This is a genomic window from Streptomyces sp. NPDC091279 (genome assembly GCF_044757465.1).
GTDB lineage: Bacteria > Actinomycetota > Actinomycetes > Streptomycetales > Streptomycetaceae > Streptomyces.
This window is the reverse complement of the sequence record NZ_JBIVVA010000015.1, coordinates 128337-149185: the sequence shown is the minus strand read 5'-3', so window position 1 is coordinate 149185 and position 20849 is coordinate 128337. Positions and strand designations below refer to the sequence as shown.

At 70.9% G+C, this 20849-nt stretch carries 20 protein-coding genes; 18 read left to right on the top strand and 2 right to left on the bottom strand.

Features of this window, described 5'->3' with window-relative positions:
* The first annotated feature begins 39 nt into the window (after window positions 1–39).
* The 6 genes from sufD to ACIQOU_RS32070 are packed head-to-tail and all read left to right on the top strand — an operon-like array spanning window position 40 to window position 4378.
* Window positions 40–1227: a Fe-S cluster assembly protein SufD gene (sufD, locus tag ACIQOU_RS32095; RefSeq protein WP_401542546.1), complete on the top strand. Its 1188-nt coding sequence runs from the start codon at window positions 40–42 to the stop codon at window positions 1225–1227.
* Complete coding sequence (locus tag ACIQOU_RS32090) at window positions 1224–1544, top strand: non-heme iron oxygenase ferredoxin subunit (RefSeq protein ID WP_401542543.1); 321 nt, start codon at window positions 1224–1226, stop codon at window positions 1542–1544. The genes sufD and ACIQOU_RS32090 overlap by 4 nt, the downstream gene beginning before the upstream one ends.
* A 7-nt stretch (window positions 1545–1551) precedes the next feature.
* On the top strand, window positions 1552–2319 hold the full coding sequence (sufC, locus tag ACIQOU_RS32085; RefSeq protein WP_401542541.1) for a Fe-S cluster assembly ATPase SufC: 768 nt from the start codon (window positions 1552–1554) through the stop codon (window positions 2317–2319).
* On the top strand, window positions 2316–3572 hold the full coding sequence (locus ACIQOU_RS32080) for a cysteine desulfurase (protein WP_401542538.1): 1257 nt from the start codon (window positions 2316–2318) through the stop codon (window positions 3570–3572). The genes sufC and ACIQOU_RS32080 overlap by 4 nt, the downstream gene beginning before the upstream one ends.
* Window positions 3573–3590: 18 nt before the next feature.
* Entirely contained in the window at window positions 3591–4043 is a 453-nt protein-coding gene (gene sufU / locus ACIQOU_RS32075) for a Fe-S cluster assembly sulfur transfer protein SufU (protein WP_401542535.1), read from the top strand.
* The gene (locus ACIQOU_RS32070) at window positions 4040–4378 is read left to right on the top strand and encodes a metal-sulfur cluster assembly factor (RefSeq protein WP_401542533.1); all 339 of its coding nucleotides are present in this window, start codon (window positions 4040–4042) and stop codon (window positions 4376–4378) included. The genes sufU and ACIQOU_RS32070 overlap by 4 nt, the downstream gene beginning before the upstream one ends.
* A 94-nt stretch (window positions 4379–4472) precedes the next feature.
* Here the strand turns inward: ACIQOU_RS32070 and ACIQOU_RS32065 are convergent, their stop codons facing one another.
* On the bottom strand, window positions 4473–5342 hold the full coding sequence (locus ACIQOU_RS32065) for an AbfB domain-containing protein (protein WP_401542531.1): 870 nt from the start codon (window positions 5340–5342) through the stop codon (window positions 4473–4475).
* A 606-nt stretch (window positions 5343–5948) separates the two neighbouring features.
* Here ACIQOU_RS32065 and ACIQOU_RS32060 point away from each other — a divergent pair.
* From ACIQOU_RS32060 to ACIQOU_RS32040, 5 genes are all read left to right on the top strand, one after another.
* Window positions 5949–7028: a Rieske 2Fe-2S domain-containing protein gene (locus ACIQOU_RS32060; protein WP_401542528.1), complete on the top strand. Its 1080-nt coding sequence runs from the start codon at window positions 5949–5951 to the stop codon at window positions 7026–7028.
* 10 nt (window positions 7029–7038) lie between these two features.
* A complete protein-coding gene (locus ACIQOU_RS32055) occupies window positions 7039–8016 on the top strand; it encodes a PDR/VanB family oxidoreductase (protein ID WP_401542525.1) in 978 nt (325 codons plus the stop codon).
* 32 nt (window positions 8017–8048) lie between these two features.
* A complete protein-coding gene (locus ACIQOU_RS32050; protein ID WP_401542522.1) occupies window positions 8049–8663 on the top strand; it encodes a nucleoside deaminase in 615 nt (204 codons plus the stop codon).
* 123 nt (window positions 8664–8786) lie between these two features.
* The gene (dapD, locus tag ACIQOU_RS32045; RefSeq protein ID WP_401542520.1) at window positions 8787–9776 is read left to right on the top strand and encodes a 2,3,4,5-tetrahydropyridine-2,6-dicarboxylate N-succinyltransferase; all 990 of its coding nucleotides are present in this window, start codon (window positions 8787–8789) and stop codon (window positions 9774–9776) included.
* 159 nt (window positions 9777–9935) lie between these two features.
* Complete coding sequence (locus ACIQOU_RS32040; protein WP_401542517.1) at window positions 9936–10634, top strand: antibiotic biosynthesis monooxygenase; 699 nt, start codon at window positions 9936–9938, stop codon at window positions 10632–10634.
* A 91-nt stretch (window positions 10635–10725) separates the two neighbouring features.
* Here ACIQOU_RS32040 and ACIQOU_RS32035 read toward each other — a convergent pair whose 3' ends face one another.
* Window positions 10726–12552 carry an endonuclease/exonuclease/phosphatase family protein gene (locus ACIQOU_RS32035; RefSeq protein WP_401542514.1) on the bottom strand — a complete coding sequence of 609 codons (1827 nt, stop codon included), beginning with the start codon at window positions 12550–12552 and terminating at the stop codon, window positions 10726–10728.
* Between the two features lie 275 nt (window positions 12553–12827).
* On the opposite strand from ACIQOU_RS32035, the gene ACIQOU_RS32030 reads away from it, so the two are divergent.
* The 7 genes from ACIQOU_RS32030 to ACIQOU_RS32000 all read left to right on the top strand — a co-directional run bounded on the left by ACIQOU_RS32030 (window position 12828) and on the right by ACIQOU_RS32000 (window position 20729).
* Complete coding sequence (locus ACIQOU_RS32030) at window positions 12828–14258, top strand: hypothetical protein (protein WP_401542512.1); 1431 nt, start codon at window positions 12828–12830, stop codon at window positions 14256–14258.
* 150 nt (window positions 14259–14408) lie between these two features.
* A complete protein-coding gene (locus tag ACIQOU_RS32025) occupies window positions 14409–15056 on the top strand; it encodes a GntR family transcriptional regulator (RefSeq protein WP_401542509.1) in 648 nt (215 codons plus the stop codon).
* Window positions 15057–15071: 15 nt separating this feature from the next.
* Window positions 15072–16106, top strand: coding sequence for a 1-aminocyclopropane-1-carboxylate deaminase (locus ACIQOU_RS32020; protein ID WP_401542507.1), 1035 nt, complete (start codon window positions 15072–15074; stop codon window positions 16104–16106).
* Between the two features lie 43 nt (window positions 16107–16149).
* On the top strand, window positions 16150–17199 hold the full coding sequence (locus ACIQOU_RS32015; protein WP_401542504.1) for a LacI family DNA-binding transcriptional regulator: 1050 nt from the start codon (window positions 16150–16152) through the stop codon (window positions 17197–17199).
* Window positions 17200–17550: 351 nt separating this feature from the next.
* Window positions 17551–18852: an ABC transporter substrate-binding protein gene (locus ACIQOU_RS32010; protein WP_401542502.1), complete on the top strand. Its 1302-nt coding sequence runs from the start codon at window positions 17551–17553 to the stop codon at window positions 18850–18852.
* Window position 18853: 1 nt separating this feature from the next.
* On the top strand, window positions 18854–19870 hold the full coding sequence (locus tag ACIQOU_RS32005) for a carbohydrate ABC transporter permease (RefSeq protein ID WP_401542499.1): 1017 nt from the start codon (window positions 18854–18856) through the stop codon (window positions 19868–19870).
* Window positions 19860–20729: a carbohydrate ABC transporter permease gene (locus tag ACIQOU_RS32000; RefSeq protein ID WP_401542496.1), complete on the top strand. Its 870-nt coding sequence runs from the start codon at window positions 19860–19862 to the stop codon at window positions 20727–20729. The genes ACIQOU_RS32005 and ACIQOU_RS32000 overlap by 11 nt, the downstream gene beginning before the upstream one ends.
* Window positions 20730–20849 lie beyond the last annotated feature (120 nt).

Here is a 20849-nt window from a genome sequence, read left to right as displayed (position 1 = left end):
CACACTTCTTGATCACAGAAAGCGAGCACTACGACAGCCATGGCTGAGGCTCAGAACTCCACGGTGGGGTCCTCCACCACCGCCGGATCGATCGCGGTGGCCGCCGAGTCGACCGTCGCCACCCGCATGAGCGCGCCCCCCTCCTTCGACGTCGCGGACTTCCCCGTCCCGCACGGCCGTGAGGAGGAGTGGCGGTTCACCCCGCTGGAGCGCCTGCGCGGGCTGCACGACGGCACCGCCGTCGCGACCGGCGAGGGCGTGAAGGTCGCCGTCGAGGCCCCCGAGGGCGTCACCGTCGAACGGGTCGGCCGCGACGACGCCCGCATCGGCCGCGCCGGTACCCCGGTGGACCGGGTCGCCGCCCAGGCCTACTCGGCGTTCGAGCAGGCCGGCGTGGTCACCGTCCCCAAGGAGACGGTGCTCACCGAGCCGATCCGGATCGCCGTGCACGGCGAGGGCGGTGTCGCCTACGGCCACCAGGTCATCGAGCTGGGCGCGTTCGCCGAGGCCGTCGTCATCATCGACCACACCGGTGACGGCGTGCTCGCCGCCAACGTCGACTACGTCCTCGGCGACGGCGCCAAGCTCACCGTCGTCTCCGTGCAGGACTGGGACGAGAAGGCCGTGCACGTCGGCCAGCACAACGCGCTGATCGGCCGCGACGCCTCCTTCAAGTCCGTCGTCGTCACCTTCGGCGGCGACCTGGTCCGGCTGCACCCCCGGGTCGCCTACGCGGGCCCCGGCGGCGAGGCCCAGCTGTTCGGCCTCTACTTCACCGACGCCGGCCAGCACCAGGAACACCGTCTCCTCGTCGACCACAACACCCCGCACTGCACCTCGCACGTCGTCTACAAGGGCGCCCTCCAGGGCGAGAGCGCCCACGCGGTGTGGATCGGCGACGTCCTGATCGAGGCCAAGGCCGAGGGCACCGACACCTACGAGATGAACCGCAACCTCGTCCTCACGGACGGCGCCCGGGTCGACTCGGTGCCGAACCTGGAGATCGAGACCGGCGAGATCGTCGGCGCCGGGCACGCCTCCACCACCGGCCGCTTCGACGACGAGCAGCTCTTCTACCTGATGGCGCGCGGCATCCCCGAGCACGAGGCCCGCCGGCTCGTGGTCCGTGGCTTCTTCGCCGAACTCGTCCAGCAGATCGGTGTCGCGGACATCGAGGAGCGCCTCCTCACCAAGATCGAAGAGGAGCTGGAGGCGTCGGTCGCATGACCACCTTCGTTCGCGCCTGTGGCCTCGGCGAGCTGTTGGAGGACACCCCCAAGCGGGTGGAGCTCGACGGCACGCCGGTCTCGGTCGTCCGTACCGCGGGAGAGGTGTTCGCCATCCACGACATCTGCTCCCACGCGAACGTCTCGCTCTCCGAGGGCGAGGTCGAGGACTGCCAGATCGAGTGCTGGCTGCACGGCTCCGCGTTCGACCTCCGCACCGGCAAGCCGTCCGGCCTACCCGCGACGCGCCCCGTCCCCGTATACCCCGTAAAGATCGAAGGGGACGACGTGCTCGTCTCCCTCACCCAGGAGTCCTGAGGCACCCATGGCAACGCTTGAAATCCGAGACCTGCATGTCACCGTCGAGGCCGACAACGCCACGAAGGAGATCCTCAAGGGGGTCGACCTGACCGTGAAGCAGGGCGAGACGCACGCCATCATGGGCCCCAACGGCTCCGGCAAGTCGACCCTCGCCTACTCCCTCGCGGGTCACCCGAAGTACACGATCACCGGCGGCACCGTGCTGCTCGACGGCGAGGACGTCCTGGAGATGTCCGTCGACGAGCGCGCCCGCGCGGGCCTGTTCCTGGCGATGCAGTACCCGGTCGAGGTCCCCGGCGTCTCGGTCTCCAACTTCCTGCGCACCTCCGCCACCGCGATCCGCGGCGAGGCCCCCAAGCTGCGCACCTGGGTGAAGGAGGTCAAGGAGGCCATGCAGCGCCTCAACATGGACCCCGCCTTCGCCGAGCGCAACGTCAACGAGGGCTTCTCCGGCGGTGAGAAGAAGCGCCACGAGATCCTCCAGCTTGAGCTGCTCAAGCCGAAGGTCGCGATCCTCGACGAGACCGACTCCGGCCTCGACGTCGACGCCCTGCGGATCGTCTCGGAGGGCGTGAACCGCGTCCGCGAGTCCGGCGAGGTCGGCACCCTGCTGATCACCCACTACACGCGCATCCTGCGCTACATCAAGCCCGACTACGTCCACGTCTTCTCGGGCGGCAAGATCGTCGAGTCCGGCGGCGCCGAACTCGCCGACAAGCTGGAGAACGAGGGCTACGAGAGCTACACCACGAAGGGTGGCGTATCCGCGTGACGCTGCTGCCGGGCCTCCTCGACACCGAGGCGCTCCGCAAGGACTTCCCCATCCTGGACCGCACGGTCCACGACGGTAAGAAGCTCGTGTACCTGGACAACGCGGCGACCTCGCAGAAGCCGCGCCAGGTGCTGGACGCCCTGAACGAGTACTACGAGCGCTACAACGCCAACGTCCACCGCGGTGTGCATGTGCTCGCCGAGGAGGCCACGGCGCTGTACGAGGGCGCGCGGGACAAGGTCGCCGCGTTCATCAACGCGCCCTCCCGCGACGAGGTGATCTTCACCAAGAACGCCTCCGAGTCGCTCAACCTCGTGGCCAACATGCTCGGTTGGGCCGACGAGCCCTACCGGGTCGACCACGAGACCGAGATCGTCATCACGGAGATGGAGCACCACTCCAACATCGTGCCGTGGCAGCTGCTCGCGCAGCGCACCGGTGCGAAGCTGAAGTGGTTCGGGCTGACCGACGACGGCCGCCTCGACCTCTCCAACATCGACGAGATCATCACCGAGAAGACGAAGATCGTCTCCTTCGTGCTGGTCTCCAACATCCTCGGCACCCTCAACCCGGTCGAGGCGATCGTGCGCCGGGCGCAGGAGGTCGGCGCGCTGGTCTGCATCGACGCCTCGCAGGCCGCCCCGCACATGCCGCTGGACGTGCAGGCGCTCCAGGCCGACTTCGTGGCCTTCACCGGGCACAAGATGTGCGGCCCGACCGGCATCGGCGTCCTCTGGGGCCGCCAGGAGCTGCTGGAGGATCTCCCGCCCTTCCTCGGCGGCGGCGAGATGATCGAGACGGTGTCGATGCACTCGTCGACGTACGCTCCCGCCCCGCACAAGTTCGAGGCGGGCACCCCGCCGGTCGCGCAGGCGGTCGGGCTCGGGGCGGCGATCGACTATCTGAACGCCATCGGCATGGACAAGATCCTCGCCCATGAGCACGCGCTGACCGACTACGCGGTGCGCCGCCTGGCCGAGGTCCCCGATCTGCGGATCATCGGCCCGACGACGGCCGAGGACCGGGGCGCGGCGATCTCCTTCACGCTCGGCGACATCCACCCGCACGACGTGGGTCAGGTCCTCGACGAGGAGGGCATCGCGGTCCGGGTCGGCCACCACTGCGCGCGTCCGGTCTGCCTGCGGTACGGAATTCCCGCGACCACCCGAGCGTCGTTCTATCTGTACTCCACGCCGGCCGAGATCGACGCACTGGTCGACGGTCTGGAGCACGTACGGAACTTCTTCGGCTGAGGGGCGTGAGTTGACACCGTGAAGCTTGACTCGATGTACCAGGAAGTCATCCTGGACCACTACAAGCACCCGCACGGGCGGGGCTTGCGGGACGGCGATGCCGAGGTGCACCACGTCAACCCGACGTGCGGCGACGAGATCACCCTGCGCGTGAAGTACGACGGCACCACGATCGCCGACGTCTCCTACGAGGGCCAGGGCTGTTCGATCAGCCAGGCCTCGGCGTCGGTGCTGAACGACCTGCTGGTCGGCAAGGACCTGGCGGACGCGCAGAAGATCCAGGAGACGTTCCTGGAGCTGATGCAGTCCAAGGGCAGGATCGAGCCGGACGACGCGATGGAGGACGTGCTGGAGGACGCGGTGGCGTTCTCCGGTGTCTCCAAGTACCCGGCCCGGGTCAAGTGCGCGCTGCTGAGCTGGATGGCTTGGAAGGACGCGACGGCCCAGGCGTTCGAAAGGAAGACGGCATGAGCGACACCGAGACCATGGAGATCAAGCCCGCCTCGGAGGAGGAGGTCCGCGAGGCCCTCCTCGACGTCGTCGACCCCGAACTGGGCATCGACGTCGTCAACCTCGGGCTGATCTACGGCGTGCACATCGACGACGCGAACATCGCGACGATCGACATGACCCTGACGTCGGCGGCCTGTCCGCTCACGGACGTCATCGAGGACCAGGCGAAGTCGGCCACCGAGGGCCTGGTGAACGAACTGCGCATCAACTGGGTCTGGATGCCGCCGTGGGGCCCGGACAAGATCACGGACGACGGCCGCGAGCAGCTGCGCGCGCTGGGGTTCAACGTCTGAGCGTGGCACGAGCGGTACGAGAAACGGCCATACCCGAGGGATCTTCCCTCCGGGTATGGCCGTTTCTCGTCGTCTCAGGAGGTCTGGGCCGGGTTCAGGCCACCCCGTCCACCAGGCGGAACGTCGAGTCCGCGCGGTATCCGGCGTCCGCGCGGAACGGGTCGAGGCGCAGCCGGAAGTGCTGGTGACGCAGGAAGCGGCCGGGGAAGTTCACCGACTCCAGCCGGACCGCGCCGGAGACCGACGTGGCGCGGGGGCAGAAGGTGGCGTCCTTCTCGAAGAGGGCCGAGCCGTCGTCCCGTTCGGAGCGCAGCACGAAGGCACGGTGGCGCAGATAGCTGCCGTCGGCCGTGGCGAAGGAGTAACAGGCGCCGTCGGCCAGGCCCTTGACCAGCTTGAAGGTCGCATTGCGGCGCTCCGACGCGGAGTTGGCCTGGGCCAGCTTCACCAGTCCGCCGTCGACCTGCCAGTAGCGGTAGGGGAAGTTGGTCGAGCGCACCGAGCGCCAGGCGACGGTCGGCTTCGGCTGCGCCGCTGAACTGGGGTGCGGGACAGGGGACGTGGACGGCTCGGCACCGGCGGGGGAGTCCGGAGTCGGGGTGCCGGCGGTCTGCGGGGCGTCGCCGCCCGCGTCGTCCTCGCCGTCCTTGTCGTCCCCGTCGGCCTTGCCGCCCTTTCCGTTCTTGCCGCCCGAGGGGGACGGGGCGTCGGTCGGGGAGGGCGAGCCGAAGGAGATCAGCCCTGGGTCGTTCACCGGGTCGGAGGGCGAGGGGGCGTCGGTGGCCTGTGCGGTGCGGTCGGCGCCCCGGTCCATGACGGCGATCGAGGTGGCGCAGCCGACGACCGTGGCCAGGGCGAGCCCGCCCGCCAGCCACAGGCGCCGGGTCCCGGGGGCCCGGGAGGTGTCGGTCCAGCCGGTCTCCCAGGGGTGGTGCTGCGGCGGTCGGGGGGTGTTTTCAGGCATACGGGATTCCTCCAGCGGCGCCCGAGGCGGCGGCCGGGGATGTGAGGGGGACGTGAGTGAGCGGTGAAACACTAGTGGAGCGGGAGGGGTGCGGGGAGCCGTTTCCGCTGGCCGTTTCAGCGAGCCGGTGCCGGGGTGCCTTCTCGGTGGGGGATGCTCAGTGTAGAAGGCGAGAAGGTCCAACGGGCTTTGTGCACAGGGTAGTTGGTGAGATCGCCGGGTGCCGGGCACGGGACCGGGGTCGTGCCGGTCCGGGATGTCGGCACGGGTGGCGAAACGTGGAGTTAACGATCTCGGAACGGGCGTGAGACGGCCGTCCGTCACTGTCGGTTCACGGAGCCCCCTGCGGTGCGGGGAGGCCAGGGCCGGTGCGGGAGACCGCGGTGAGGGAGGTGGCGTGCGATGAGTCTGGAACCCGGACGAGCCGGCGACCTCCGCGCACGCGTCCACCGGTCGGCGTGGACGCGCGGCCGGGTGGCCCACGGCCATGAGGGACCGCACGAGGGCGCGCGCCCGAGCGCCGTTCCCTCCCGCTGAGCCTCCCTTCCCCTGACCGGCCCCGCGTCCCCGTGACGTCTTCGGCCGGGTTCCGTACGAGGACCCTTCATGACCACTGCTGCCGTGTCCCGGCCCGCCGCCCCGACCTCGACTTCCGCTCCGGCCCTGCCCCGTGAGTGCACCTTCGACCCCGACGACTGGGCGATCCTCGCCCGGTACTGGTACCCGGTCGCGCTGTCCCGTGAGATCGGCGACGAGCCTGTCTCCGTGCGGCTCCTCGACGAGACCCTCGTCGTCTACCGGGCCGACGGCCAGACCGTCGTCGCCAACGACATCTGCCCGCACCGCGGTGTCCCGCTCAGCAAGGGCTTCCCCGCCGGTGACGGCACCGGCATCCGCTGCCCCTACCACGGCCTGCGCTTCGGAGCGGGCGGGCGCTGCACGGACGTTCCCGCGCACCCCGCCTCGAAGATCCCGGCCCGCCTCAACCTGCGCTCCTACCCCGTCGTCGAGCGCTACGGCCTGGTGTGGACGTGTCTGCGCCCGGAGCCGGACGCCGCTCCCGACATCCCGGCGATGGCGCACTGGGACGAGCCCGGGTTCCAGCAGATCACCTGCCCCAGCATCGACATCGCGGCGTTCGCGGGGCGGCAGCTCGAAGGGTTCCTGGACGTCGCCCACTTCGGCTTCGTCCACCTCGACTCCTTCGGGGACCCCGACAACACCGAGGTGCCCGACTACGCGCCCGTCCGGCACGACAAGGGGTTCTCCGTCGACTACTGGAGCACCGTCTCCAACTACGCGCACGACAGCGACCTCCAGGCCCCGCCCGGCTTCCAGTGGCTGCGCCACTTCGATGTGCACCTGCCCTTCACCGCCACCCTCGTCGTGCACTTCCCGGGCGGCGGCCGGCTGAACATCATGAACGCCGCCTCCCCGGTGTCGGCCCGGATGACCCGGATGTTCGCCCCCATCGCCCGCGACTTCGACACCGACCAACCCGTGCAGGGCGTATACGACTTCAACCGGACGGTCTTCGAGGAGGACCGGGTCATCGTCGAGGTCCAGAAACCCGAGAACCTCCCCCTCGACCCGAAACTCGAAGTGCACATCCCGGCCGACCGCAGCTCCATCGCCTACCGGCGCGGCCTGCGCGACCTGGGCCTCAGCCACTTCTTCACGGCATAAGGGGGCACCGGTGACCACGCAGACCCTCGACACCGTCGTCCACGCGATCTCCCTCGCCTCCTCCTCCGGCGCCAGCCGCTGCTACGAACTCCGCGCCGCCGACGGGGGCACGCTGCCGCCCTTCGAGGCCGGCGCCCATGTCGACGTCCACCTCGGACCCTCCCTGGTCCGCTCCTACTCCCTCCTCAACTCCCCGCAGCAGAAGGACCGTTACCTGATCTGCGTCCGCCGGGACGACACCGGGCGCGGCGGTTCCCAGGCGATGCACCGGGACATCGCCGTCGGGCAACGGCTGCGGATCTCGGCCCCCCGCAACCTCTTCGCACTGGTCGACGCCGAGCGGTACATCCTGCTCGGGGGCGGCATCGGCGTCACCCCGCTGCTCTCCATGGCGGAGACCCTGGCCGCCCGGGGCGCCGCCTTCACCCTGCACCACTACACGACCGGCGAGGCGGACGCGCCCCTGCTGGAGCGGCTGCGGGAGGCGCCCTTCGCGGACCGGGTCACCGTCCACCACAGCGCGGCCGGGGACAGCGTGCGCGCCGGACTCCCCGCCGAACTGCACGCCCCGGACGCCGAGTCGGCGGTCTATGTCTGCGGACCCGCCGGCTTCATGGCCCATGTGACCGAGCGGGCCGGGGAGTTGGGCTGGCGGGACGGGCAGATCCGGCTCGAACGCTTCGCCCCGGCCGCCCGCACCGACGAACAGCCAACCGACGACGGCGAGTTCAGCGTGCGCATCGCCTCCACCGGCGCCTGCTACGCCGTTCCCGCCGACCGGACGATCGCGGAGGTGCTCACCGACCACGGCGTCGAGATCGAGCTCTCCTGCGAACAGGGCATGTGCGGCGCCTGCCTCACCCCGGTCCTGGCCGGTGAACCCGACCACCGCGACGACGTGCAGACCCCCGAGGAGCACGCCGCCAACACGCAGATCACCCTGTGCTGTTCCCGCGCCCGCACCCCGGAACTCGTCCTCGGCCTCTGAACCGCCCCCGCACCCCACGGAGTTGCTGCACCATGGACACATCCGCCCTCGCGACCTCCTTCGGCGCCCGGCTGCCCGACTGGGTCCCGGCCGAACTCGCCGACATACCCGAGACGCTGCCCACCGACGAGGACCGGGTCCGGCTCGTCAACCGGCTCGCCGAACGCAACCACCGGGAGGACACCGGCGGCCCCTTCGCCGCCCTCGTGGTGGAGAGCGGCACCGGACGGATCGTCTCCGCCGGCGTGAACCTCGTCCTCGCCTCCGGGCTCTCCTCGACCCACGCCGAGGTCGTCGCCCTCTCCCTCGCCCAGACCCGCCTCGCCGCCTGGGACCTCGGCGCGCCCGGCGGCCCCGACCTCGAACTCGTCGTCAACTGGCGCCCCTGCGTGATGTGTTACGGCGCCGCCATGTGGTCGGGCGTACGGCGGCTGCTGATCGCCGGGGACGGGCCCGAGGTCGAGGTCCTCACCGGCTTCGACGAGGGCCCGATGCGCGAGGACTGGGCCGAGCAGTTCGACGAGCGGGGCATCGAGGTGGTGCGCGGGGTCCTGCGGGACGAGGCGATCGAGGTCTTCCGCGGCTACGGCGCACGCGACGACGCCGTCGTCTACAACGCCCGGGGCAGCGCGGTGACCACGCCGTAGCCCGCAGCCCCTCGGGGCGGGGGCGGACCGGTTCTCGCCGGTGCGCGGGGGCGGCGGACCGGCTCCTGAGACACCGCTGCCGCGAGTTCGCCTCCGCCCGCCCCGGCCGGTTAGGTTGCCCTCATGACCGACACGACTGCTCCTCGCACCACCGGCGCCGTGGCCGCCGGCCTCGCCACGATCGCCGCCGACGGCACCGTCCTCGACACCTGGTTCCCCGCGCCCGAACTCACCGGGGAGCCCGGCCCGGCCGGCACCGAGCGGCTCGACGCCGACCGGACCCGTGAGCTGCTCGGCGAGCACGGCGTGCAGGCCCTCGGCACGGACGCCATCCGGGGTGTGGAGATCGTCGCGGTCCGTACGGTCATCTCCTCCCTGGACGACAAGCCCCTCGACCCGCACGACGTCTGGCTCCGCCTCCACCTGCTCTCGCACCGCCTGGTCCGGCCCAACGAGCAGAACCTCGACGGCATCTTCGGCCACCTCGCCAACGTCGCCTGGACCTCCCTCGGCCCGGTCGCCGTGGACACCCTGGAGACGGTCCGGCTCGCCGCCCGCGCGCACCGCCTGCACCTCTCGGTCTCCGGCGTCGACAAGTTCCCGCGCATGACGGACTACGTCGCCCCGGCCGGCGTCCGCATCGCCGACGCCGACCGGGTGCGCCTGGGCGCCCACCTCGCGGCCGGCACCACCGTCATGCACGAGGGCTTCGTCAACTTCAACGCCGGCACCCTCGGCACCTCCATGGTCGAGGGCCGCATCTCGCAGGGGGTCGTGGTGGAGGACGGCGCCGACATCGGCGGCGGCGCGTCCACGATGGGCACCCTCTCCGGCGGCGGCACGGAACGCGTCCGCATCGGCGCGCGCAGCCTGGTCGGCGCGGAGGCGGGCGTCGGCATCGCGCTCGGCGACGACTGCGTGGTCGAGGCGGGTCTCTACCTCACCGCCGGCACCAAGGTCACGCTGCCCGACGGCCAGATCGTCAAGGCCCGCGAGCTGTCCGGCGCGAACAGCATCCTCTTCCGCCGCAACTCGGTCACCGGCTCCGTGCAGGCCGTCCCGAACAACGCCGAGTGGGGCGGTCTGAACGACATCCTGCACGCCCACAACTGAGCCGCACCGCACGCCGGTCCACCACCTGCGCACCGCACCCGAGCGCCCCGCCGAGCAGCACCGGCGGGGCGCTCCCGTGGGTCCGGGGCGCCGGACGCCACGGAGATCTTCCCTCGGGGCCCTTGACCTCAACTTCACTTGAGATCACAGGCTGGGGTCATGACACACCGCATCGACACCCACCCCGACCACACCGATCCCCGCGCCGCCGCCGTCTTCGTCAGCTCCTGGCGGGTGGACGGGCGCCAGGCGGAGGCCGTCGAGGCGATCGCCCGGACCTGGGAGTCCCGGCCCTGGCCCAGCGCCGACCTGCTCAGCTACCACGTCTACGCCGGGCTCGACGGCGCCACCGTCCTGCACTACTCCCAGTGGGCCTCGGAACCGGCCCACGCGACCTTCGTGAAGATCCACCGCCAGGAACGCAACGACGCGATCGACACCGCCGTTCCCGGCATCGAACGGCTCGGCCTCGGACGGTTCCGGCGTTACCGCAGCCTCGGCCCCGCCGACCGGGGCGGGCGGGTGCCCGGGTGCGTGGTCGTCGTGGACGTCGACTTCGAGGGGCCCGACCCCGAGCGGCAGCGCGCCTGGGCCGACGCCGTCGCCGACGCGCTCACCCACGACCCCGCCCCGCACCCCGGTGCCATATCGACCCACGTCCACCTCAGCACCGACGGCGCCCGCGTCCTCAACTACGCCGAGTGGGAGAGCGCCCAGGACCACATCGACGCCCTCGCCGTCCCCGGCGACGGCATCGGCTCGCCCGCCGACCGCTGGCGGCGCGTCCAGACCTGGCCGGGACTCAAGAGCGGCACGGTCCGCCGGTACCACCACGTCCTCGGGCTGGCCGCCGACTGACCGGGGGCGCCGAGAACGCCGACAGGGCCGGCCGAACGAGACGTTCGGCCGGCCCTGCGGTCGTGCCCGAGAGGTACGGGGGCTACGGGGGCTACGGGCGGAAGCGCAGCACCTGCGGGTCGTGGTCGCTGATCTGGTCGTGGAACTCCGAGTTGATGTGCACGCTGTCGTAGGAGAACGCGCGGTCCCGACGGATCTCCGGGCTGATCAGGATCTGGTCGAGGACCTGCTGGTTGCCCTGGTAGTCATAGGTGTACCGCTCGTTCTTCGGCAGGGACTTGATCGCCGACCAGAGCGCGCCGCCGTCCTCCAGAACCTTGGCGGTGCCGGAGAACTCGAAGTCGTTCATGTCGCCGAGGGCGATCACGTCCGCGTTCTTCTGCGCCTTCAGGATGCTCTTGACGAACGTGTTGACCAGCGTCGCCTGCGCGTGCCGCTGGGTCTCCGAGCTGCGCGTCGGGGGCTGGTACTGCGCCGTCAGCCCCTGGTCGCCGCCCTTGGAGTTGAGGTGGTTGGCGATCACGAAGACCGTCCGGCCGTGGAAGACGAACTCGCCGGCCAGCGGCTTGCGGCTGTTCGCCCACGCCGCGTTCGCCGGGTCGATCCGGCCCGGGGAGGCCGTCAACCGGGCCTTGCCGCGCACCGTGGTGACGCCGACCGCGGTGGTCGCGTCGCCGCCCGCGCGGTCCGTGAAGGAGACCCGCTCCGGGTTGAAGAGGAACACCTGACGGATGTTGCCGCCGGGCTCGCCGCCGTCCTGGTCGTTGACCGGGTCGATCGAACGCCACTGGTACCTGGGGCCGCCCGCCGCGACGATCGCGTCGATCAGCTTGTTCACCGTCACATCGGCGGCGACCGTGCCGTCGTCCTTGGCGCCGTTGTTGTCCTGGATCTCCTCCAGGGACACCACGTCGGGCGAGCGCAGGTTGTTCACGATCGCGGACGCGTGCGCGGCGAAGGTGGTGTCGGACGGGTCCAGGTTCTCGACGTTGTAGGTGGCGACCGCCAGCTCGTCCCGCGCCTGCTTCTTCGTCGTCTCCCGCTTCAGACCGCCGCTCTTCAGCGTCCCCAGCTCGCTCGCGACGAGGGTGTAGCCGCCGAACTGGTTGTAGTCCAGCGGTCCTGTCGTGGCGCCGGACAGGGTGTCGCCGACGTTCGCCACCGGGAAGTCGGCCGTGGCGCCCAGCGACTGGATCTGTATCCGGCCGGTGTTCTGGGAGTCGTAGGAGCCGTACAGCGAACCGCCGCGCTCACTGCGGTTCTCGGACGGCTTCACCGTCGCCCACAGCTCGGCGTACGGGTCGGTCGCCGTCGTCACCCGGACATTCTTGACCTGGACGTTCATGCCCTCCAGGGACTCGTAGTAGTCCAGGGCGTACCGCGCGGGACGCAGGGTGAGCGCGTTGACCGAGCCGTTCGCCGCGCTGTCGCCCGCCGGGGTGTAACGGGACGGCACCGAGCGGGAGTCGATCACCGTCGGGGCGGGGACCTCGTTGCCCGTGGAGACGGTGGTGACCGTGGGCTTGGTGATCTCCGTGACGGACTGGTTTCCGGACGAAGTGCCGCCGGGGACGTACTCCGAGACGGTACCGGTCACCGTGACGGAATCGCCGACGGCGACCTTGGGGGCGGAGCTGGTGAAGACGAAGACGCCCTCGCTGGTGGCGGGGTTCTTGTCCGGGTTCGGGTCCTGGAACCAGAAGCCCTTCGAGGAACCGTAGGTCCGCACCCCCGTGACGATCCCGGGCACCCCGCTGACCTGCTGACCCGCGTACGGGGAGGTCCGGGTGGTGCCCTGGATGTCATGGATGCGCACCGAGTCGGCGTGCGCCGGCGCGGTCAGGACGAGCGTGGACGCGGCGGAACAGACGACGGCGACAGTGAGCGCGGCGTGGCGGGCGGAAGACTTGCTCGGCAACGTGATCCCTCCGGGGAACATCAGGGGCGCCGGGACGAGTGGTGCGGGTACGTCGGGAGCCGCGACCGGTGGGGGCGGTGGCGACGCGCGTAGAAAGTGCGGTGGACAGGGAGTCCTTTTCCTCTCTACGCGCGTCAATCTCCTTCCTGGCCCCATTCGTTGTCAAGGTTTCAGCCATGTACGCAGGCCGGCCAGGAGGTGAACCGGGCGGCATGCGCCCAAACCCGTCTAGGCTGAGCGGCTGAGACTTTCCCGGGCCCGAGGAGAACCAGCCGATGCCAGACAGCTCCCCCCTGCCGCCGGTGCGGCTGACCTCCGACACGGAGCTGGCGCGGGACGCGCTGTCCACGCCCCTGCTCTCCCGGGCCGCCCGGCTGGCCCGCTGGGCAGGACCCGACACCCGCGTCGACGCCGGGGGCGAACTCGTCGACGAGCAGCTCCCGGCCGCCGTCGACACCCTCGCGCTGACCGGCGAGGACGCCCTCGCGCAGGCCGCCGAGGCCTGGCGGGTCGCCGTCGACACCGGTCTGGTGGAGGTCGTCGACGAGGACGAGGGCACCGTCGCCGCGGGCGAGGAGCTGGCCCTGCTGGCCGGTGGCGCCCCGCAGGACATCCTCACCGTCTGGCTCGGCGCCCTCGACACCGTCCTCGCCGACGCCACCGTCCCCGACCTGGACGGACTCATCGACGACGAGGCCCTGGAGAGCGGCACCCTCGACCTGTCCGGCCTCGACTGGGACCCGGAGGCGGAGGCCGACTTCCTCGACGGCGTCCTCGGCAACCTCTACCTCCTCACCGTCTCCGAGGACGGCCCCGGCGACGCCCCCGTCCCGCTGCCCGCGCTGGCCGCCTCGATGATCGTCCCCAGCGACATGGGGGAGCCCACCAACGACGTCCTTGAACAGGTGTCCGACGCGATGATGCGTCTCGACGACCAGTTCCGGCTCCTGGAACCCGTCGGCCTGGTCGCGTACCAGCCCGTCGACGAGGCCCTGATGAGCGACGCCGACGAGGAACCCGCCGCGCCCCTCGACGACACCGACGTCTCCCGCTACGGCATGGTCCGCCTCACCCCCCTCGGCCGCTACGGAATCCGGGCCCGGCTCCTGGACGCGGGCCTTGCGGCACCGGCCGTCGGCGACCTCGCGGACAAGGGCGCCGACGTCCTGCTCGACGGCACCGCGGCCTACCCGCAGAGCGCCGCCAGGGCCGAGACCGAACAGTGGCTGGCCGGTCGCGAACCCCTCGACGGGGCACGGGAGTTGCTCGCCGCCGCCCGCGGTGACGACCTCGGCGCCCCGCTGCGCAGGCTGCACTGCCAGCAGGCCCTGTCGCTGGTCGGCGCGGGGGCCGAACCCGCGCTCCGCGAGGTCCTCGACGACCCCGAACTCGGCGGTCTGGCCCGGGTCTGGCTCGCCGAGGGCGGCTACGGGGACGTGCCCGCGCCCTCCGAGGACCTCATCTTCTGGCTGACCATCGACACCATCGCCGCCCAGCTCGCCGCCGAGGGCAACTCCGAGGAGCTGCGCGCCCTGGTGCAGGGCCTCGCCGCCCAGCACGCGGGCTTCTTCGACGCCGCCTGGCGGGTGGAGCACCCCGCCACCGCCGATGTCCTGGAGGCGATGGGCCGGCTGCACCCGGACAAGCGGATCGCCAAGGAAGCCCGCAAGGCCGCGTTCAAGGCCCGTTCCCAGCAAGCCGGTTGAGCCCGCCGGGCGGCGCACCGGCAGAGCGGAGGGGGAGGCCGTGCGGCCTCCCCCTCCCGCCGTAGGCCGCCCCTCATGCCCCGCCCGCCCGCTGCCCCGCGATCATCGGGCTCTTGTCGTACGGCGGACTGACATCTAACATTTCAGTTCATGGAGCCCTTGCGACCCGTCCGCCGCACCCTGCTCAGGGAACAGGCCTACGCATCGATCCGGGACGCCATCGTCGCCGGGGAGATCGAGCCCGGCGCGGTGGTCCGGGACGCCGACCTCGCCGAGCGGCTCGGGCTGTCCCGGGCGCCCGTGCGCGAGGCGTTCGCGCGGCTCGTGGACGAAGGTCTCCTGGAGAGCAAGCCGCAGAGCTACACCCGGGTCACCCCCGTCGTCGCCGCCGACGTACGGGACGCGGCGGCCGTGGTCGGGGCCATGCACGAACTGGCCACCCGGGGCGCCGTGCCCCTGCTGTCCGACGCCGACGTCGAGGCGATGCGCACGGCCAACGAGCGCTTCGCCGACGCCGTCGGCGCGGGTGACGTGGACGCGGCCCTGCGCGCCGACGACGACCTGCACGACGTTCTCGTCCGGGTGGCGGGCAACCGGGCCGCCGCCGCCACCATCGCCCGCCACACCCCCGTCATCCGCCGGCTGGAACGGCGGCGCTTCGGCGAGGGCGGCAACTGCCGTTCGACGGGCTTGCACGAGCAGTTGATCGAGGCCTGCGCGAGCGGTGACGTGGCCGACGCGGTCCGCGTCACCGCCGAGATCTGGCACAGCCTCGCCCAACTCGCCCACGACGACTGACCCTTCGGAGGAACGATGACATCCGCAGCCAACAAGTCCCTGTCCTCGTACGAGCGTTACCCGCTGCTCTTCGGCCCGTCCCCGATCCACGCGCTGCCCCGGCTCACCGAGCACCTCGGCGGCGCCGCCCTGTGGGCCAAGCGCGAGGACTGCAACTCCGGTATCGCGTACGGCGGGAACAAGACCCGCAAGCTGGAGTACCTGGTCGCCGACGCCCTCGCACAGGGCTGCGACACCCTCGTCTCGATCGGCGGCGTGCAGTCCAACCACACCCGTCAGGTCGCCGCCGTCGCCGCCCGCGCCGGGCTCAAGTGCGTGCTGCTCCAGGAGAGTTGGGTGGAGTGGCCGGACTCCGTCTACGACAAGGTCGGCAACATCCTGATCAGCCGGCTGGCCGGGGCCGATGTCCGGCTGGTGCGGGCCGGGTTCGGGATCGGCTTCAAGGAGAGCTGGGAGCAGGCGCTGCGGGAGGTCGAGGAGTCGGGCGGCAAGCCCTACGCCATCCCGGCCGGCGCCTCCGACCACCCCCTCGGCGGGCTCGGCTTCGCCAACTGGGCCTACGAGGTGGCCGAACAGGAGCGCCAGACCGGCGTCTTCTTCGACACCGTGATCGTCTGCTCGGTCACCGGCTCCACGCAGGCCGGCATGGTCGCCGGGTTCACCGCGCTTGAGGAGGCGGGCGGCCGGCGGCGCCGGGTGATCGGCATCGACGGTTCCGCAGCCCCGGCCAGGACCCGTGAGCAGATCGCCCGGATCGCCCACAACACCGGACAACTCATCGACGTTCAAAAGGAGTTGACGGAAGACGACATCGAGCTGGACGAGCGGTACCACGCCGGGACGTACGGGATACCCGACGAGACGACGATGGAGGCGATGCGGCTCGCGGCCCGCACCGAGGGGATGGTGACCGACCCGGTGTACGAGGGCAAGTCCATGGCCGGGCTCATCGACCTGGTCACCCGGGGCGAGATCGACCGCGACTCCACGGTCCTCTACGCCCACCTCGGCGGACAGCCCGCACTGAACGCGTACAGCGCCCTCTTCTAGCCGAACCCAAAACAACGGCGCGTATCCGCCCTGGCCGGATACAGTGCACGGCGTGCGGGCGGACGATCAACAGCGCGGGGCACGGACCGGGCGGGCGGACGGGCCCCGGCGCCGGGCCACCATCCACGACGTCGCCCACCTCGCCGGAGTCTCCCGGCAGACCGTCTCCCGCGCGGTCAACGACAAGGGCGAGATCGACCCGGCCACCAAGGAACGGGTCCTGGAGGTGGCCAGGCGGCTCGACTACCGGCCGAGCCGGTTCGCGCGGGGCCTGGTCCGCAAGGGCGCGGTGACGACGGGACTTGTCATCCCGGATCTGATGAACCCGTTCTTCCCCGAGGTCGCCGCGGGGGTCCTGGAGGCGGCCGAGCAGCGCGGCTGGCAGGTCGTCGTCTGGGACTCCCGCACCGACCCGGGGCGCGAGCGTGACGCCCTCGACATGCTCTCCCACCAGGCGGACGCCGTCGTCGGCTACTTCCGCAACGACGACGAGGTCCTCGCCCGTCACCTCGGCGGCGTTCCGCTGGTGGTGCTGGAGCGCGACCCGCGCCGCACCCGGTTCGGCGCCGTCGGCATCGACGTCGCCGCCGGCACCGAGCGGGGCGTGGCCCATCTGGTCGCCGCCGGACACCGCCGCATCGGCCTGCTCGACGGCGAGCCCGAGATCCCCGGCCGGCGCCGCGCCGCCTTCGCGCACGAGGTGCGGCGGCACGGGCTGCCGGTCGACGACAGCTGGATCGTGCTCTGCCCCGAGCACAGCGTCACCGGCGGCGAGGCGGGCATGGCGCAGCTGCTGGCGACCCGGCCCGGGGTGACGGCCGTGGTCGGCTTCAACGACCTGATCGCCGTCGGCGCGATGCGGGCCGCCCGGCGCGCGGGCCGCCGGGTCCCGGACGACCTGGCCGTCCTCGGCTTCGACGGACTCTCGCTGGGCGAGCTGGTCGAACCCGCGCTGACCACCCTGCACATCGACAAACGGCGCCTGGGACGGCTCGCGGTCGAACAGGTCGCCCGCCTCCGCGCGGGCGAGGACCCCCTCACGGGCCCGGAGGCCTGGGTCGTCCCCGAACTGGTGGTCCGCGCCTCGGCCTGAGAGCCGCCCGACGGAGGCCCGGGCCTCGGCCCGAGAGGGCCCGACGACAGCCCGGTGCCCTGTGGCCCAACGGCGGCCTCGGCGTCGTTCCGACGGGCAGGCGCCCTCCCCGTACGCCCCGCTCGACACCTCTCCGCGCCCCCTCGAAACACCTGCCCGGGACCGCTCTTTCACGCTCCTCGATCGACCCGTCGAACCAGGTGAAACCTGTGAACGCCCGTCCCGTGCAGGTGTCTTGACACTCGTTTTCAGCCACCCCAATACTCATCGGAAACGTTCCCGTGAACGTTCACGGCGCTCACCGACAGCGTTGTCCCCCTCACTTTTCCTCCGGAAAGCGAGCGCGCGCCCATGCCTCTTCCCCCGCTCTCCCGCAGGCGTCTGCTCGGCGCCTCCCTCGGCGGTGCGGGCGCCGCGATGCTGGGTCTTTCGGGGTGCGGGAGCACCTCGGGCTCGGTCTCCGCGGGCACCGACCACCTCGGCCTCTGGTACTGGAACGGCTCCCTCAGCGACAAGCTCCTGGCCACCGCCGCCCGGGGCGTACCCGGTGTGCCCGGGCTGAAGGTCAAGGGCTCGCCGATCGCCGGTGACTACCGGTCGAAGATCCGCACCAGCCTCGCCGCCCGCGCCTACGTCCCCGACCTGGCCGCCGCCAACTCCGACGTCTCCACGTTCTTCCCCGACGAGCAGGAGTTCCTCGACCTGAAGGACCTCGGCGCCGACGCCGTCGAGGGGGAGTATCTGCCGTGGAAGTGGAAGAGCGGGATCAGCCCGAGCGGCCGGATGATCGGGTTCCCGCTGGACGCCGGGCCCACCGCGCTCTACTACCGCCGGGACCTGTTCCGGAAGGCGGGGCTGCCCAGCGAGCCCGACGAGGTCGCCGACGCCACCGCCACCTGGGAGAAGTACCTGGAGGTCGGCAAGCGGCTGAAGGCGAGGGCGCCCGGACATCCGTTTCTGGTCTCGCAGATCAGCTATGTCTTCCGGATGGCGCTGTACCAGAGCGCGAAGCAGTTCGTCGACGCGGACAACCGGTTCATCGGTGACCAGGCGCACGTCAAGCGGGCCTGGGACCTCGCGGTGGAGACCTACCGGCAGGGGCTGAGCGCCCGCACCATCGACTCCACGCCCGACTACAACGCGGCCGTCAGCGATGGCCGGATCGCGACGATGATCACGGCGGTCTGGTACGTGGGCGGACTGAAGATGACCGCGCCGAAGACCTCCGGCCGCTGGCGGCTGACCGCCCTGCCCGACGGCCCCACCAACTACGGCGGCTCCTATCTCACCGTCACCCGCTACTGCCGTGACCCGCAGGGGGCGTTCGCCTTCCTGAAGTGGATGCTCGGTCCTGAGAACCAGCTCAAGGCCTACCAGGAGATGGCGCTGTTCCCGACCACGCCGGCCGTCTACACCCGGCCCGAGATGCGCAGGCCCGACCCGTTCTTCGGCGGCCAGATCCCCGTCGACGTGTTCGGACCGGCCGCCGAGAAGGCGCCCGTCCTCTACTTCAGCCCCTACGAGAACACCGCCAACACCCCCGTCTTCCAGGAGCTGACCAACGTGGAAACGCTCGGCAAGAACCCTGACAAGGCGTGGCGGGACGCCATGAACGCCGCCGAGTCGGCGCTGTCCCAGCAGGGGGTGAGCTGACATGGCGACGGCGACCGGGACGGCCCCGGTGCCCGCGGCCGACGGCGGCGAACGGACCGACGGCGGCGCCCGCGCCGACGCCCCGCGCGGCCGGTGGCGGCGCCATCTCCCGCCGTACCTCGCGATCTCCCCGTACTACGTGCTGTTCGCCGTGTTCGGCGCGTTCCCGGTGGTCTTCTCCTTCTACCTGTCCTTCCAGGACTGGGACGGCATCGGGGCCATGCGGTACGTGGGGCTCCAGCAGTACGCGTGGCTGATGCGGGACGCGGTGTTCTGGCACTCGATCCTCAACACCTTCGAGATCTGGTTCATGTCCACGGTCCCGATGCTGTTCCTGGCCCTGGCCATCGCGTTCCTGCTCAACTCCCAGGTGCGCTACGCCTCCGCGCTGCGGGTGGCCTACTTCGTCCCGAACGTCACGTCGATGGTCGCGATGACGATCGTCTTCGGTTCGGTGTTCGCGCAGGCGGGTCTTGCCAACTCGGTGCTCAGGGCCGTCGGTGTGGACGGAGTGGGGTGGCTGACGTCGTCGTTCGGGATCAAGTCGGCCCTCTCCCTGATGATCATCTGGCGGTGGGTCGGCTACAACGCGCTGATCTTCCTCGCCGGTCTCCAGGCGCTGCCGACCGAGCTGTTCGAGGCGGCCCGGATGGACGGCGCGAACAGCAGGCAGACCCTGTTCCGGGTGGTGGTGCCGCAGTTGCGGCCGGTGATCCTGTTCGCCGTCATCACGTCCACCATCAACGGGCTCCAGATCTTCACCGAGTCCCAGGTGCTGTTCTACTCCGACGACCCCGGCACCACCGGCGGTCCCGGGCAGCAGGGCATGACCATCGTGCTCTACCTGTGGCAGAAGGCGTTCAACGACCACCAGTTCGGCTACGGCGCGGCGATCGGCTGGTCGCTCTTCGCTCTCATCGCCGTCTTCACGATCATCAACTGGCGGCTGGTGTCCGGCTCCGGACGCGAGGACCGTCCCCGTATCTCCTGGCGCAAGGGGGCCCGCCATGGCCGCTGACCACTCCTCCTCCCACGCCCCTCTCGCCATCGGCTCCGGCAGCAGGCGGTCCAGGATCGCCGTGCGGCTGACGCTGCTGGCCGGTGTGGTGGTGTCGTTGTTCCCGTTCTACTGGCTGGTGGTGATGGCGTCCGGGACCACACAGGACATCTACGCCTATCCGCCGCGCCTGGTACCGGGGCCGCATCTGCTGGAGAACATGCGGGCGGTGATCCACCGGATCGACTTCTTCGGTTCGCTCTTCAACACCGTCGTGGTGTCGGTCGTCGGCACGGTCCTGGTGCTGTTCTTCGACTCGCTGGCCGCGTTCGCCTTCGCCAAGTACGAGTTCCCCGGCCGGAAGATCCTGTTCGGCGTCCTGCTGGCCACCTATATGATCCCGGCCCAACTGTCCCTGGTCCCGCAGTTCGTGACCATGGCCGAGTTCGGCTGGGCGGGCTCGCTGAAGGCCCTCGTCGTGCCCGGCGCGGCCAACGCCTTCGGCATCTTCTGGATGCGCCAGTACGCCACCAACGCCCTGCCCGACGAACTCCTCGACGCCGGCCGTATCGACGGCGCCGGATTCTTCCGCCTCTACCGGCAGGTGGCGCTGCCGCTCTTCCGCCCGGCCCTCGCGTTCCTCGGCATCTTCACGTTCATCCAGCTCTGGAACGACTACATCTGGCCCCTGGTCGTCATGATCGACCCCGACCGCGTCACCCTCCAGGTCGCCCTTGCCAACCTCAACATCGCCTACAACACGGACTACGCGGTGGTGATGGCGGGCGCGTTGATGAGCGTGGTCCCCCTGATCGTCGTGTTCCTCATCGGCTCCCGCCACTTCCTGCGGGACCTGGCAGCGGGGGCGACGAAGATGTGACGAGGAGGTGAGGGGGCCGCTGGTGTGCCGGTGCACCGGGGCGCCGTTCGCCCTCTCCTCGCGGGAGCGCACCTCACGGCTGGAGACGGGCGGGCGTCGCCTCCAGCCGTACAGCGGGCC

Bases quoted from the DNA above. Each gene is read 5' to 3' on its own strand.
- sufD (WP_401542546.1), top strand. From the start codon at position 40: ATGGCTGAGGCTCAGAACTCCACGGTGGGGTCCTCCACCACCGCCGGA.
- ACIQOU_RS32090 (WP_401542543.1), top strand. From the start codon at position 1,224: ATGACCACCTTCGTTCGCGCCTGTGGCCTCGGCGAGCTGTTGGAGGAC.
- sufC (WP_401542541.1), top strand. From the start codon at position 1,552: ATGGCAACGCTTGAAATCCGAGACCTGCATGTCACCGTCGAGGCCGAC.
- ACIQOU_RS32070 (WP_401542533.1), top strand. From the start codon at position 4,040: ATGAGCGACACCGAGACCATGGAGATCAAGCCCGCCTCGGAGGAGGAG.
- ACIQOU_RS32065 (WP_401542531.1), bottom strand. From the start codon at position 5,342: ATGCCTGAAAACACCCCCCGACCGCCGCAGCACCACCCCTGGGAGACC.
- ACIQOU_RS32060 (WP_401542528.1), top strand. From the start codon at position 5,949: ATGACCACTGCTGCCGTGTCCCGGCCCGCCGCCCCGACCTCGACTTCC.
- ACIQOU_RS32050 (WP_401542522.1), top strand. From the start codon at position 8,049: ATGGACACATCCGCCCTCGCGACCTCCTTCGGCGCCCGGCTGCCCGAC.
- dapD (WP_401542520.1), top strand. From the start codon at position 8,787: ATGACCGACACGACTGCTCCTCGCACCACCGGCGCCGTGGCCGCCGGC.
- ACIQOU_RS32040 (WP_401542517.1), top strand. From the start codon at position 9,936: ATGACACACCGCATCGACACCCACCCCGACCACACCGATCCCCGCGCC.
- ACIQOU_RS32030 (WP_401542512.1), top strand. From the start codon at position 12,828: ATGCCAGACAGCTCCCCCCTGCCGCCGGTGCGGCTGACCTCCGACACG.
- ACIQOU_RS32025 (WP_401542509.1), top strand. From the start codon at position 14,409: ATGGAGCCCTTGCGACCCGTCCGCCGCACCCTGCTCAGGGAACAGGCC.
- ACIQOU_RS32020 (WP_401542507.1), top strand. From the start codon at position 15,072: ATGACATCCGCAGCCAACAAGTCCCTGTCCTCGTACGAGCGTTACCCG.
- ACIQOU_RS32010 (WP_401542502.1), top strand. From the start codon at position 17,551: ATGCCTCTTCCCCCGCTCTCCCGCAGGCGTCTGCTCGGCGCCTCCCTC.
- ACIQOU_RS32005 (WP_401542499.1), top strand. From the start codon at position 18,854: ATGGCGACGGCGACCGGGACGGCCCCGGTGCCCGCGGCCGACGGCGGC.
- ACIQOU_RS32000 (WP_401542496.1), top strand. From the start codon at position 19,860: ATGGCCGCTGACCACTCCTCCTCCCACGCCCCTCTCGCCATCGGCTCC.